Source organism: Marinibaculum pumilum (assembly GCF_042646425.1).
Taxonomy (GTDB): domain Bacteria; phylum Pseudomonadota; class Alphaproteobacteria; order Ferrovibrionales; family Ferrovibrionaceae; genus Marinibaculum; species Marinibaculum pumilum.
Genome location: NZ_JBHRTR010000028.1, coordinates 623,502 through 636,000, shown reverse-complemented (window position 1 = coordinate 636,000; position 12,499 = coordinate 623,502). Strand labels below are relative to the sequence as shown.

Below are 12,499 nucleotides of genomic sequence, written 5' to 3'. Positions count from 1 at the left end.
GCCGGAAGGACGCCATTTGATTGCAACATGCAACAGTTCCCGCGAGAAATCACTTTCTGTTTCGCGTGGTGTAGACAGGGACGGCCCGGCCGGCTGTGTCGGGCGTCACAACCGGGGCGACAGCGAGGGCGAAGGCGATGCGGCGATGCAGGGACCGGCGGTGAGCGGAGCGTCAGGTGGCGGCCCCCGCATGGTCAACCAGGGGCGCTGGGACAATCCCTGGATCGACGGCCGCGAGATGCGCCCCGAGCCGGAGGTGCATGACAGCGCGGTGGTGGAGCGGACCGAAATGTGGCCCTGGACGGTGATCGGGCCGCACTGCCTGGTCGCCGACAGCATCATCCGCGACTATGCCTATGCGGTCGGCGACAACCAGATCCACAACGCCGATATCGGCAAGTTCTGCAACATCGCCACCGGGGTGCGGATCAACCCGACCAACCACCCGATGTGGCGTGCCAGCCTGCACCACTTCACCTATCGCAGCCGGTCGCACCACATGGGGCCGGACGACCCTGAGATCTTCGCCTGGCGCCGTTCGACACCCGTCGCCATCGGCCCCGACGTCTGGATCGGCCACAACGCGATCCTGCTGCCCGGCGTGACCGTGGGCGCCGGGGCGGTGATCGGCGCCGGCGCGATCGTGACGAAGCCGGTACCCGCCTACACCATCGTCGCCGGCAACCCGGCGAAGGCGATCCGCCGGCGGGTGGATGAAGCGGCGGAAGCCGCCTTCCTGCGCATCGCCTGGTGGGACTGGCCGCACGAGCGGCTGGCCGCCGCCCTGCCCGACTTCCGCGCCCTGGATGCGGCGTCCTTCGCGGCGAAGTACGATCCGGGCAACTGAGAACCGAAGGCCAAGGACGCGCCATGCAGCTCGCCACCATCGGCTACGAGAAGGCCAGTCTGGACGATGTCATCGCCCGCCTGCAGGCCGCCGGCGTGCAGGTGCTGATCGACGTGCGCGCGGTCGCCGCCTCCCGCCGCGCCGGTTTTTCCAAGACCCTGCTGGGCAACACCCTGCGCGCCCACGGCATCGACTATCTGCACCTGCGGGCGCTGGGCACGCCGAAGGCCGGCCGGATGGCCGCCCGGGCAGGCCGATATGCGGAGATGCGGGAGATCTTCGAGGACCAGCTCGCCACGCCGGAGGCGCAGCTGCAGCTGGCGCAGGCCGCGGAGGTGGTGCAGGCGAAGCCGGCCGCCCTGCTCTGCTACGAGGGCGAAGCCGCCCATTGCCACCGCGCCGTCGTGGCGGAACGGCTGCGGGAGAGGCTGGGCTGCACGGTCGTGGACCTGTAGGTTCCGGATCTGCGGAACCTCACCGGAGCCCGACCATGAAAGCCATCCTGGGTGAAGCCCTGGACTCGATCGACGACTACAGCCTGACGGAGGTGGCCGCGCCGGCGCCGGGGCCCGGCGAGGTGCAGGTCCGGATCGCCGCCTGCGGCATCGGCTATGTCGATGTCCTGGTCGCCCTGGGCGGCTACCAGGTGAAGCCGACCCTGCCGCACATCCCGGGCATGGAGGCCGCCGGCACCGTCGCCGCCCTGGGAGAAGGTGTCAGCGGCCTGGCGGTCGGCGACCGGGTGCTGGCCGCCGTCCAGGGCGGCTTCGCGGACTATGCGGTGGCGCCGGCCGAAGGCGTCTTCCGCCTGCCCGAGCGGCTGGACTTCGCCGCCGCCTCCGGCCTGCGGATCAACTATCTGACCGCGCTGCACGGCCTGCGCGACCGGGCCCGCATCCAGGCAGGCGAACGGCTGCTGGTGCTGGGGGCGGCCGGCGGGGTCGGTATCGCCGCGGTACAGGTCGGCAAGCTGCTGGGGGCGGAGGTGATCGCCGTCGCGTCCACGGAGGAGAAACGTGCCTTCGCAACCGAGTGGGGCGCCGACCGTGTGCTGGACAGCGATCCCGAGGGCTGGCGCGACCGGCTGCGCGCGGCCTGCGGCGGGCGCGGCCCGGACGTGGTGTTCGACCCGCTCTGCGGCCCGCTGTTCCAGCCGGCCTTCCGCTCCCTGGTCTGGGGCGGCCGGCATCTGGTCGTCGGCTTCGTCGGCGGCGAGATCCCGGCCCTGCCGGCCAACCTGCCGCTGATGAAGGGCGCCGCGCTGACCGGGGTGGATGTCCGCCAGTTCCTGCTGCTGGAGCCGGACAAGGCTCGCACCCGGATGGAGACCCTGCTGTCCTGGACCGCCGACGGCCGCCTGCAGCCGGTGGTCGGCCGGCGCTTCCCGATGGCGGCGTTCGCCGACGCCATGGCCCATGCCCATGGCGGCAAGGCGCTGGGCAAGACGGTGCTGGAGATCGACTGAGACGGACGGGAGAGAGAACGGTCATTCTCGGGCCTGTCCCGAGAATCCATTCCGCAAACGGATCAGAAGCCGCAGGGCTGGCGGAATGGATCCCGGATCAAGTCCGGGATGACGGGCGCAGGAGGCGTCGCCGCCGGTCAGTGGTCGCGATATTCCCCCGGCGCGCAGCCGAACACTTCACGGAAGCGGCGATTGAAATAGGACAGGTCGGAGAAGCCTGCGCCATAGGCGATGCTGGAGATCAGCTCCGCCGCGCCGCCGGCGCTGCGACGCACCAGCAGGGCGCGGGCGAATTCCAGCCGCTTCGCGGTCAGGTAGCGGGTCGGCGTGGTGCCCAGCGCTTCGAAGGCGCGCTGCACCCGCCGCGGATGGACGTCGAGAATCTTCGGCAACAGCGCGGCGGAAAAGTCGCCGTCGCGGAAATGCGTTTCGATGCATTCCAGCGCGCGGGCCAGAAGCGGCTCCATCGCCTCCTGCCCGTCGCCATGGCCCGGCATCTCGCCCTCCTCGCGGGCGAAGACGAAAGCGCCAATCAGGCCGAACAACGCGTCCCGCAGGAAGCCGGTCTGGACGCTGCTGCCTTCGCTGCGCAGTACCTTGTGCACGACGGAATGGATCGCCCGGGCGGTCGGGTCGCTGCCTGACAGCGACATGCCGCCGACCAGGGCGGTGCCGAAATGCTCGTGCACCGCGGTCCGCGACAGGTGCAGCGAGACCTGCGCGCAGCGGTCGCCGAAGAAGGTGAATTCCGACGGCCGGGTGCTGTCGATCAGCACCAGGTCGCCGGGCAGCAGCATCGAGGCCTGGTCGTTCTGCGCCATCAGGGCGCGGCCGGAATATTGCAGGATCAGGAAATAGTTCTCGCCGTGATCGTCGCGGATGTTGCGGCTGGTGCGCAGGATCTGCTGCATGTCCGTCGCCACCATCGCGATCTCCACCCCGGCGCGGACGCCGGTGGCGACGCCGCCCCAGGCATCCTTCTTTTCGGGGTGCGGGCGGATGTCGAAGGAGCCGCAGACCGACTGCAGGTCGGCCTCGAAACGGGCCAGCGGCAGGCTGTTGGAAACCGCGTGCTTCAGCATGGCTGCCAGAATGGCGCCAATCCGCGGCCAATGGCAAATGTCGCCTGAGTCCAAGCCGGCTGTCGCCAAGGTCCAAGACCCGGCCCCGCCCGCCCTGCCTAGACTGGTCGCAATGAATGAATGCCATCTGGGAGGAATGGCCGTGACAGAGTTCACGATGACGATCGGCGGCGAACCGATCGCCGCGCCTGCGACCTTTGCGGTCCTCAATCCATCGACGGGTGCGCCCGCGGGCCATGCGCCCGACTGCAGCACCGCCCAGCTCGACCAGGCCGTGGCCGCGGCGGATGCGGCCTTCCAGAGCTGGTCGCGCCTGCCCGACGAGGAGCTGCGCCGCTATTGCGAGGCGGTGACGGCGAAGATCGGCGCCCATGCCGAGGAGCTGGCCGTGCTGGTGACCCGGGAGCAGGGCAAGCCGCTGAACGGCCTGGGCTCGCGCTTCGAGATGGGCGGCGCCGGCGCCTGGGCCAGCTTCACCGCCGGCCTGTCGCTGCCGATGAAGGTGCTGCAGGACAGTAACGAGGGCCGGGTGGAACTGCATCGCCGGCCGCTGGGTGTCGTCGGCTCCATCACCCCCTGGAACTTCCCGGTGATGATCGCGGTCTGGCACATCCTGCCGGCCCTGCGCACCGGCAATACGGTGGTGATCAAGCCCTCGCCCTACACCCCGCTGGCGACCCTGCGGCTGGTGCAGCTGATGAACGAGGTGCTGCCGCCCGGCGTGGTGAACAGCATCTCCGCCGGCGACGGCGAGACGAATATCGGCGCGGCGATGGCTGCCCATCCCGGCATCCGCAAGATCGTCTTCACCGGCTCCTGCGCCACCGGCAAGCGGGTGATGATGTCCGCGGCGGAGACGATGAAGCGCCTGACCCTGGAGATGGGCGGCAACGACGCGGCGATCGTGCTGCCCGACGTCGACGCCAAGGCGATCGCCGAGGGGCTGTTCTGGGGCGGCTTCATCAACAACGGCCAGACCTGCGCCGCGATGAAGCGGCTCTATGTCCACGATGCGGTGTTCGACGATGTCTGCCAGGAGCTGGCGGCTTTCGCCCGCACCATTCCGGTCGGCGACGGCATGGACGAGGGCAGCATCCTGGGCCCGGTGCAGAACCGCATGCAGTTCGACAAGGTGGCCGGCCTGGTCGCCGGCGCGAAGGGCCGCGGCGCGGTCCTGCTGGGCGGCGAGCCCGGCGAGGGGCTGTTCTTTCCGCCGACGATCATCGCCGACCTGCCCGAGGACGATCCCCTGGTGCAGGAGGAGCAGTTCGGCCCGGCCCTGCCGGTGATCCGCTTCAGCGACGAGGAGGCGGCGCTGCGGGCGGCCAACGATTCCCCCAACGGGCTGGGCGGGTCGGTCTGGTCGCGCGACGTGGAGAAGGCGCGGGCACTCGGCATGCGGATGCAGTGCGGCTCGCTGTGGATCAACAAGCATGGCGCGATCCAGCCCAACGCGCCGTTCGGCGGCGTGAAATCCTCCGGCCTCGGCGTCGAGTTCGGCGAGGAGGGGCTGCAGGAATATACCGACATCCAGGTGGTGTTCAGCTGATGGAGGCCTACGACTATATCGTCGTCGGCGGCGGCTCCTCCGGATGCGTGATGGCCGCCCGCCTGGCGGAAGATCCCGGCACCCGCATTCTGCTGATCGAGAGCGGGCGCCGCGACACCAACCGCTGGATCCACATCCCGGCCACCTTCTTCAAGGTGCTGCAGGCCGGGCGCGACGTGATCGCCTATATCGGCGAGCCCAGCCCCGACCTGAACGGCCGGCCGGCGATCGTGCCGCAGGGCCATGTGATCGGCGGAGGTTCGTCAGTCAACGCCATGCTCTATGTCCGCGGCCAGGCGCAGGACTATGACGGCTGGGCACAGTCGGGCCTGCGCGGCTGGTCCTACCAGGACGTGCTGCCGGCATTCCGCGACCTGGAATGCAACATGGTGCATTCCGACGAATTCCACGGCACCGACGGGGAGCTGAACGTCTCGGAAAAGCGCTACGGCCATCCGCTGAGCTGGGCCTTCATCCGCGCGGCGCAGGAGACCGGGCTGCCCTACAACCCGGACTTCAACGGCCGGGTGCAGGAAGGGGTCGGCTTCTACCAGGTGACGACGAAGGAGGGGCGGCGCTGGAGTGCGGCGCAGGCCTTCCTGCGCAAGGCGGAGAAAAACCCCAACCTGCGGATCCTGACCGAAAGCCGGGTGGCCCGGGTCAGCTTCGAGGGCAAGCGCGCCGCCGGCGTGGTGATGGAGGATGGCACCGCCTTCAAGTGCATGGGGGAGGTGATCCTCTGTGCCGGGGCGATCGAATCGCCGCGCCTGCTGCAGCTCTCCGGCGTCGGCAATGCTGCCGAACTGTCCGCCCTGGGGATCGAGGTGGTGCACGACCTGCCCGGCGTGGGGGAGAACTACCAGGACCATCTGGAAAGCACGGTGCAGGGCGAGACGATCGAGCCGATCTCGATCTACAAGCAGGATGTCGGCATCGCCGCGGTCCGGCACATGCTGCAGTACATGGCGAGCCGCACCGGGCTCTTGACCAGCAACGTGGTGGAATGCGGCGGCTTCGCCGACCTGTCGGATGCCGGCCTGCCGGACATCCAGTTCCATGTCCTGCCGTTCATGGTGCCGGGCCTGGACCGCGACCCGATCGAGGCGCATGGCATCGCCATCGGCCCCTGCTTCCTGCGGCCGCGGTCGCGCGGCTCGGTGAAGCTGCGCGCCGCCGACCCGAAGGAACCGGCCCTGTTCGACGCCGGCGCGCTGCGCGACCCCTACGATGTCGACCTGCTGGTGCGCGGCGTGCGCAAGAGCATCGAGATCCTGGAGGCCCCGTCGCTGGCGAAGCTGATCAAGCGTCGCCACCTGCCCGAGCCCGGGCTGGAGAACGACGAGGACGGCATGCGCAGCTATGTCCGGCAGACGGCGAAGACCGTGTTCCATCCCGCCGGCACCTGCGCCATGGGGCCGGACGGCGACCGCAGGGCGGTGCTGGACAACGAGCTCCGGGTGCGCGGCGTGAAGGGGCTGCGGGTCTGCGACGCCTCCGCCATGCCGACCCTGATCAGCGGCAATACCAACGCACCGACGATGATGATCGCCGAGCGCGCGTCGCGTTTCGTGCGCGGCAAGGAGAGCCTGAACGGTTAAGCTCAGGTCAACGAAGACAGGGAGGAAGACATGAAACGGAACAAGCTGCTGGCCGTCCTGGCCGGCATGACCGGCCTGTTCGTGGCCGGCCAGGCCTATGCCGCACCCGATTGCGGCATGAACACCGGCAAGCCGGCGACCGGCGAGCCGATCGTCGTCGGCGGCATCCACGGCAATGCGCCGCCGGGCGACTTCTCCGCCTCCACCGACGCGGCGAAGGCCTATTTCGACTGCGTCAACGCCAATGGCGGCATCCATGGCCGGCCGATCGACTACCGGGTCGAGAACGACCAGTGGAACCCGGAAATGGCGGCACAGGCAGCCTCCAAGCTGGTGAAGGACGCCAACGCCGTGGCCCTGGTCGGCAACGGCTCGTTCATCGAGATGGCGGTGAACGCGAAGACCTATGCCGACGAGAACATCATGGCGATGGCCGCGGCCTGCGCCATCTCCGAATGTTTCGAAAGCTCCAACATCGTCTCCACCAACCAGGGGCCGCTGCCGTCGAACCTGGGTGCCACCCAGTACGCGCAGGAGGAACTGGGCTCGGAGAACGTCGCCTGCATCGGCCTGAACATCCCCAATAACGGGCCCTGGTCCTGCAAGGTCTCCATCGACCTGATGAAGGCCCGCGGGGGCGACGGCTCGATGGTGCTGATCAATCCCGGCGCGCCGGACGTGAACTCCGCGCTGCTGGAAGCGGTGTCGAACGGCGCCGACACGATCCTGCTGAACCTGCCCGCCGGCCTGGCGATCGCCGTGCTGAAGGCGGCGGAGGAGCAGGACCTGCGGGATTCCTACAAGTGGATCGCGCCCACCCCGCTTTATGACCTGTCGGTGCCGGCGGCACTGGGCGAGTACTGGGACGGCCATGTCTACGTGAACGCCGAGCTCGCGCCCTTCCACCTGGGCGGCAAGGACGCAAAGAACTGGCTGGCGGTGATGGACGCCTATGCCCGGCCGGAGGATCCGCGCGACACCTTCGCCCAGTCCGGCTACCTGTCGGCCACCTACTTCGTGAAGACCCTGCTGGCGATGGACCCCGCCGATGTCGATGACCGCGCCAAGGTGACCGAGGCGATCAAGAACATCTCGGGCTATACCTCGGACCTGATGTGCGGGCCGTACTATGTCGGCGACACCGACTTCCACATGCCGAACCATGCCGGCTACATGGTGCGGATCGTCGGCGGCGAGTACGAGGTCGTGCGCGACTGCTACGAGTTCGACAGCAGCTATTTCGACCCCCACAAGGAGGTCGAGAAGAAGCTGGGCCTGCGCTGAGCGCAGGGTAGCGGCAGAGTGACCCGCCCGCCGGCTTCGCCCCGCGGGCGGGTCAATTGCGTCACGGCCTGACGGCTTCCGGAGGATCCCGCGATTACTGAGACCGGCCTCGATATGGACCACCGCAAGGGAGGCACCAGTTTCCGGTTGGGCACGGCCGACCATAGCGGAGCGTCGCTTTGGGGCTGGGTTCGCGAAACCGGGCGCCGAAGCTGGACAGGAAAACCATTGCACGTCCCAACGCGTCACCACCGGGCTTGTCCCGGTGGTCCATCGCACCGCGCGGCTCAATCAGGGCAGGCATTGATTGAGAGAGCGGCAGCATGGACTAGCGCATCAAGTACGCGAGTGACGATCCTGGACGAGGCGGGTGCCCCCTGCCGCCTCGTCACCGGCAGGAGCCGGCGCGCGTGACGCAGGCGCGGCTGCTGAACTGGGGCCTGTACGTCGTCCTGATGGTCGCCGTCGTGGCGATCCTGGGCTGGGACAAGCCGGGCAAGATCGTCGGGCTGTTCTTCGTCTCCGGCCTGGCGGTCGGCTCGCTCTACGCCCTGGGCGGCATCGGCATGGTGGTGCTGTACCGCGCCACCGGGGTGCTGAACTTCGCCAACGGGGCGGCCGGCGCCGCCGGCGCGATGACCGCCTGGCAGCTGGACCAGTGGGGGGTCTGGCCGCCCTTCGCGTGGGCGGCCTGCATCCTGCTGGCGACCGCCATCCTGCTGCTCTACGGCCGGCTGATCGCGCCGCTGCTGTCCTGGCGCGAACCGGTGGTGAAGGCCGTGGCCACCCTGGGCTTCGCCCTGATCGTCCTGGGCATCGTCAGCTTCCTGTGGATCGACGATCCGCGGAAACTGTCGCTGCCCACCGACAAGATCGGCGTCCAGCTTCTGGGCCTGCGGGTGACGGCGACCCGGCTGATCGTGGTCCTGGCCTCGATCGGCATCGTCGCCGGGATCTGGCTCTACCTGACCCGCACGGTCACCGGGCTGCAGATGCGCTCCCTGGCCAACGACCGCAGCCTGTCGGCCCTGATCGGCGTGCCGATCCTGAAGGTGGAGACCATCGCCTGGGGCCTGTCGGGCGTGATCGCCGGCTTCACCGGGCTGATGTTCGGCGACCTGATCCGGCTGGAGCCGACGGTGATCACCTTCATGGTGATCCCCGCCATCGCCGCCGCCGTCTGCGGCCGGCTGGAAAGCCTGGGCCTGGTCCTGGTCGGCGGCCTGTCGATGGGCGTGATCGAGAGCCTGCTGACCCTGTCCCCGGTGCTGAAGGGCGCACGGCCCATCGCCCCCTTCGTGATCGCGGCACTGGTGCTGCTCTGGTACCAGCGCCACACCCGGCTGACCTTCGACAGCAAGGACTGAGCCGCGATGCCGAGCCTCTTCAGCACCACGCCGTCGGGCCGCGCCGGGCTGGCCTTCGCCCTGTTCGCCCTGCTGGTCGTGCCGTCGATCGCCGGCAGCCAGTGGCTGAACATCTTCACCTCCACCGCCTGCTTCGCCCTGGCGATCGCCGGCGTCGCCTTCATGTATGCCCGGCTGGGCATGGTCAGCCTGACCCAGGTCGGGCTGATGGGGATCGGCGGCTGGGTGGTGCTGCGCCTGAACCACGGCCTGGACCTGCCGTTCGAGATCAACCTGATCGCCGCCGGCGCGGTCACCATGGTGCTGGGCATGATCCTGGCCCTGCCGGCACTGCGCCTGCGCGGGCTGTACCTGGCCCTGGTCACCCTGATGGCGGCCGGCGGGCTGGAGATCATGCTGGCCACCTACCAGTTCCCCAATGGCGGCGAGGGGTTCTGGGGGGTGCAGACCGGCTCCGGCGCGCCGTTCCGGCGGCCCGTCATCGCACAGAGCGACGAGGCCTATCTGCGCTACACGGTCTTCGTCGCCCTCCTCGGCTTCCTGCTGATCGAGCTGCACCGGCGGCTGGCGCCTGGCCGCGCCTGGGCGATGATCCGCCGGTCGGAGGCCGCCGCCATGTCGGCCGGGGTCAATGTCACCCTGTACAAGACCTGGGCCTTCGCCCTGTCCGGCCTGCTGGCCGGCGTCGCCGGCGGCCTGCTGGCGGGCAGCCTGGGCCTGCTGGACGGCGGCACCTTCCGCGCCAGCGAGAGCGTGCTGGTCTTCGCCCTGGCGGTGGTCGGCGGCGCCGCCTCCTGGCTGGGCGCGGTGATCGCCGCCGCCCTGTTCCGCATCCTGCCGGCGCTGCTGAACGACTGGGGCCTGGATGCCGACCTGTCCTTCGTCATCTTCGGCGCCGGCCTGCTGCACGCGGTGATCACCGCGCCGAACGGCATCGCCGGCCAGGTGATGGAGCTTGCCGGCAATCTGCGCCGTCGCCTGCCGGGCCGCGCGGCCGCGCCGCCGGCGGCGGGCGGGCTGCAGCCGCCGGTGGAGATCAGCGACGTCACGGTGCGCTTCGGGGGCGTGCTGGCGCTGGACGGGGTGGAGGCGTCCTTCAGCCGCCCAGTCAGCGGCATCATCGGCCCGAACGGCGCCGGCAAGACCACCCTGATGAACGTGCTGTCCGGCTTCGTGACCGCCAGTGACGGAAGGGTGCTGGCCGGCGGCGCCGACCTGATGCGGATGTCGCCGCACCGCCGCAGCCAGTGGGGCCTGCGCCGGTCGTTCCAGAAGGAGGAGATCGCCGACGACCTGTCGCTGGCGGAGAATGTCCGGGTGCAGATGGACGGGCTGGCACTGACCCCGCGGCAGAAGCAGGCGGAGGTGGACCGCGCCCTGGCTTTTGTCGGCCTGCAGGAGATGGCCGAGCAGCCGGCCGCGGGGCTGAACAGCTTCCAGCGGCGGCTGGTCGATATCGCCAAATGCCTGGTTGGCGGCCCCCGCATCGTCATGTTCGACGAACCCGCCGGCGGCCTGTCGGCGGAGGAGACCCGCGCGCTGGGCGACCTGATCCTGCGGATCCACGACGAGACCGGCGCCATGACCCTGGTGATCGACCATGACGTGGACCTGATCTCGCGCATCTGCGCGGAGACCCTGGTGCTCGACTTCGGCAAGCGGATCGCCTTCGGTCCGACGGCGGAGGTGCTCGCCGACCCGAAAGTGCGCGCCGCCTATCTGGGGATTGAGGAGGGCGCGGCATGAGCCTGGAGGTCGATGCCCTGTCGGTGCTGAAGGACGGCCGCAGGGTGGTGTCGGAGGTCAGCCTGTCGGTGGCGCCGGGGCAGGTGACGGCGATCCTGGGCGCCAACGGCGCCGGCAAGTCGGAGCTGGTGCTGGCGGTCGCCGGCATGCTGCCGCTTGCCGGCGGCAGCATCCATGCCGACGGCAAGGCGATCGGCGGGCTGGGGCCCGACGCGATCCGCAAGGCCGGAGTCGCCGCGGTGCCGGAGGGCCACAGGGTGCTGACCCGCCTGAGCGTCGAGGACAATCTGCGCGCGGCCGGCTCGCTGCTGCCGCGGGGGGCGGCGCAGGCGCTGGCCGATACCTACGACCTGTTCCCGGAACTGGCAGCCCGCCGGCAGCAGCCGGCCGGCACCCTGTCCGGCGGGCAGCAGCAGATGGTGGCGCTGGGCCATGCCCTGATGGCGCGGCCGAAATACATCCTGATCGACGAGATGTCGCTGGGCCTGGCGCCGCTGATCGTGAAGCGGCTGATGGCGGTGGTGGCGGACCTGAAGGCGCGCGGCACCGGCATCGTCCTGATCGAGCAGTTCACCGAGCTGGCGCTGGGCATCGCCGATGATGCCCTGGTGCTGCGCGGCGGCCGCACGCATTTCCGCGGCACGGCGGCGGAGCTGAAGGCGCGGCCCGACCTGCTGGACGCCGCCTACCTGGCCCGCCCCCAGATGAACTGAAAGCCGGCCGACTGCGGCCCGGCAAAGCAGGAGCCAATCATGCACAACGGACGAACCTACATTGTTACCGGTGCCGCCTCCGGCATCGGCGCGGAGACCTGCCGGCAGCTGCGTGCGGCCGGCGCACGGGTCATCGGCGTCGACCGGCACGACACGGACAATGCCGACGAGCTGTTCCTGTCCGACCTGTCCGACCCGGCGGCGATCGACGACCTGGCCACGCGCCTGCCCGAAGGTGCCGACGGGCTGGCCAATATCGCCGGCCTGCCGCCGACCGCGGCCCCCGACCTGCTGCTGAAGGTCAACTTGATCGGCCTGCGGCGACTGACCGAACGGCTGGTGCCGAAGCTGGCGGACGGTGCCTCGATCGTGAACCTGGCCTCCCTGGCCGGCTTCGGCTGGGCGGATGCGCTGGACCAGGTCCGGGGCGCGCTGGCGCTCGACTTCGACGGCGACATTGCCGGCTTCTGTGCCGACAACCGGCTCGCCGAGGGCGGTCGCTCCTACTTCCTGTCGAAGGAGGCGCTGATCGTCTGGACGATGCAGAACCGCTGGACCTGGCGGGAGCGCGGCATCCGCATGAACGCGATCAGCCCGGGCCCGGTGGACACGCCGATCCTGCCCGACTTCATCGAGACCCTGGGCGCCCGGGCGGAGGAGGATATGCGGGTGATGGACCGGCCGGGCCGGCCGGTCGACATCGCGCCGGTGGTCGGCTTCCTGCTGTCGACCGGCTCCGGCTGGCTGCGCGGCGCCAATATCGCCGCCGATGGCGGCATGTCCTCGCACCTGTTGACCGGGATGCACGGCCTCTGACCTTGCCGATGGCGGTGCCGGCCCCGATATCG

Annotated in this window: 11 protein-coding genes; 10 read left to right on the top strand and 1 reads right to left on the bottom strand. The window is 69.6% G+C overall.

The genetic code is table 11. The features are described from left to right. Positions 1 to 160 precede the first annotated feature (160 nt). The 3 genes from ACFOGJ_RS15570 to ACFOGJ_RS15560 are packed head-to-tail and all read left to right on the top strand — an operon-like array spanning position 161 to position 2,312. On the top strand, positions 161 to 847 hold the full coding sequence (locus ACFOGJ_RS15570) for a DapH/DapD/GlmU-related protein (RefSeq protein ID WP_379902000.1): 687 nt from the start codon (positions 161 to 163) through the stop codon (positions 845 to 847). A 23-nt stretch (positions 848 to 870) separates the two neighbouring features. Further along, a complete protein-coding gene (locus tag ACFOGJ_RS15565; RefSeq protein WP_379901998.1) occupies positions 871 to 1,302 on the top strand; it encodes a DUF488 domain-containing protein in 432 nt (143 codons plus the stop codon). Positions 1,303 to 1,337: 35 nt separating this feature from the next. Then, positions 1,338 to 2,312 carry an NADPH:quinone oxidoreductase family protein gene (locus tag ACFOGJ_RS15560; protein WP_379901996.1) on the top strand — a complete coding sequence of 325 codons (975 nt, stop codon included), beginning with the start codon at positions 1,338 to 1,340 and terminating at the stop codon, positions 2,310 to 2,312. A gap of 137 nt (positions 2,313 to 2,449) precedes the next feature. On the opposite strand, the gene ACFOGJ_RS15555 is transcribed toward ACFOGJ_RS15560, so the two are convergent. Then, the gene (locus tag ACFOGJ_RS15555; RefSeq protein ID WP_379901994.1) at positions 2,450 to 3,394 is read right to left on the bottom strand and encodes a helix-turn-helix domain-containing protein; all 945 of its coding nucleotides are present in this window, start codon (positions 3,392 to 3,394) and stop codon (positions 2,450 to 2,452) included. A 142-nt stretch (positions 3,395 to 3,536) separates the two neighbouring features. On the opposite strand from ACFOGJ_RS15555, the gene ACFOGJ_RS15550 reads away from it, so the two are divergent. The 7 genes from ACFOGJ_RS15550 (at position 3,537) to ACFOGJ_RS15520 (ending at position 12,467) form a co-directional block, all read left to right on the top strand. Next, complete coding sequence (locus ACFOGJ_RS15550) at positions 3,537 to 4,943, top strand: aldehyde dehydrogenase family protein (protein ID WP_379901992.1); 1,407 nt, start codon at positions 3,537 to 3,539, stop codon at positions 4,941 to 4,943. Next, on the top strand, positions 4,943 to 6,541 hold the full coding sequence (locus ACFOGJ_RS15545; protein ID WP_379901990.1) for a GMC family oxidoreductase: 1,599 nt from the start codon (positions 4,943 to 4,945) through the stop codon (positions 6,539 to 6,541). The genes ACFOGJ_RS15550 and ACFOGJ_RS15545 overlap by 1 nt, the downstream gene beginning before the upstream one ends. A gap of 30 nt (positions 6,542 to 6,571) precedes the next feature. Continuing rightward, entirely contained in the window at positions 6,572 to 7,825 is a 1,254-nt protein-coding gene (locus tag ACFOGJ_RS15540; RefSeq protein ID WP_379901988.1) for an ABC transporter substrate-binding protein, read from the top strand. 410 nt (positions 7,826 to 8,235) lie between these two features. Next, positions 8,236 to 9,192: a branched-chain amino acid ABC transporter permease gene (locus ACFOGJ_RS15535; RefSeq protein WP_379901986.1), complete on the top strand. Its 957-nt coding sequence runs from the start codon at positions 8,236 to 8,238 to the stop codon at positions 9,190 to 9,192. A 6-nt stretch (positions 9,193 to 9,198) separates the two neighbouring features. Continuing rightward, on the top strand, positions 9,199 to 10,938 hold the full coding sequence (locus tag ACFOGJ_RS15530) for a branched-chain amino acid ABC transporter ATP-binding protein/permease (RefSeq protein WP_379901984.1): 1,740 nt from the start codon (positions 9,199 to 9,201) through the stop codon (positions 10,936 to 10,938). After that, positions 10,935 to 11,651 carry an ABC transporter ATP-binding protein gene (locus ACFOGJ_RS15525; RefSeq protein WP_379901982.1) on the top strand — a complete coding sequence of 239 codons (717 nt, stop codon included), beginning with the start codon at positions 10,935 to 10,937 and terminating at the stop codon, positions 11,649 to 11,651. The genes ACFOGJ_RS15530 and ACFOGJ_RS15525 overlap by 4 nt, the downstream gene beginning before the upstream one ends. Before the next feature lie 39 nt (positions 11,652 to 11,690). Next, positions 11,691 to 12,467 (top strand): coniferyl-alcohol dehydrogenase, encoded by a 777-nt coding sequence (locus ACFOGJ_RS15520; protein ID WP_379901980.1) that lies wholly within the window; start codon positions 11,691 to 11,693, stop codon positions 12,465 to 12,467. The last annotated feature ends 32 nt before the right edge of the window (positions 12,468 to 12,499 follow it).

Bases quoted from the DNA above. Each gene is read 5' to 3' on its own strand.
- ACFOGJ_RS15565 (WP_379901998.1), top strand. From the start codon at position 871: ATGCAGCTCGCCACCATCGGCTACGAGAAGGCCAGTCTGGACGATGTC.
- ACFOGJ_RS15560 (WP_379901996.1), top strand. From the start codon at position 1,338: ATGAAAGCCATCCTGGGTGAAGCCCTGGACTCGATCGACGACTACAGC.
- ACFOGJ_RS15555 (WP_379901994.1), bottom strand. From the start codon at position 3,394: ATGCTGAAGCACGCGGTTTCCAACAGCCTGCCGCTGGCCCGTTTCGAG.
- ACFOGJ_RS15545 (WP_379901990.1), top strand. From the start codon at position 4,943: ATGGAGGCCTACGACTATATCGTCGTCGGCGGCGGCTCCTCCGGATGC.
- ACFOGJ_RS15540 (WP_379901988.1), top strand. From the start codon at position 6,572: ATGAAACGGAACAAGCTGCTGGCCGTCCTGGCCGGCATGACCGGCCTG.
- ACFOGJ_RS15530 (WP_379901984.1), top strand. From the start codon at position 9,199: ATGCCGAGCCTCTTCAGCACCACGCCGTCGGGCCGCGCCGGGCTGGCC.
- ACFOGJ_RS15525 (WP_379901982.1), top strand. From the start codon at position 10,935: ATGAGCCTGGAGGTCGATGCCCTGTCGGTGCTGAAGGACGGCCGCAGG.
- ACFOGJ_RS15520 (WP_379901980.1), top strand. From the start codon at position 11,691: ATGCACAACGGACGAACCTACATTGTTACCGGTGCCGCCTCCGGCATC.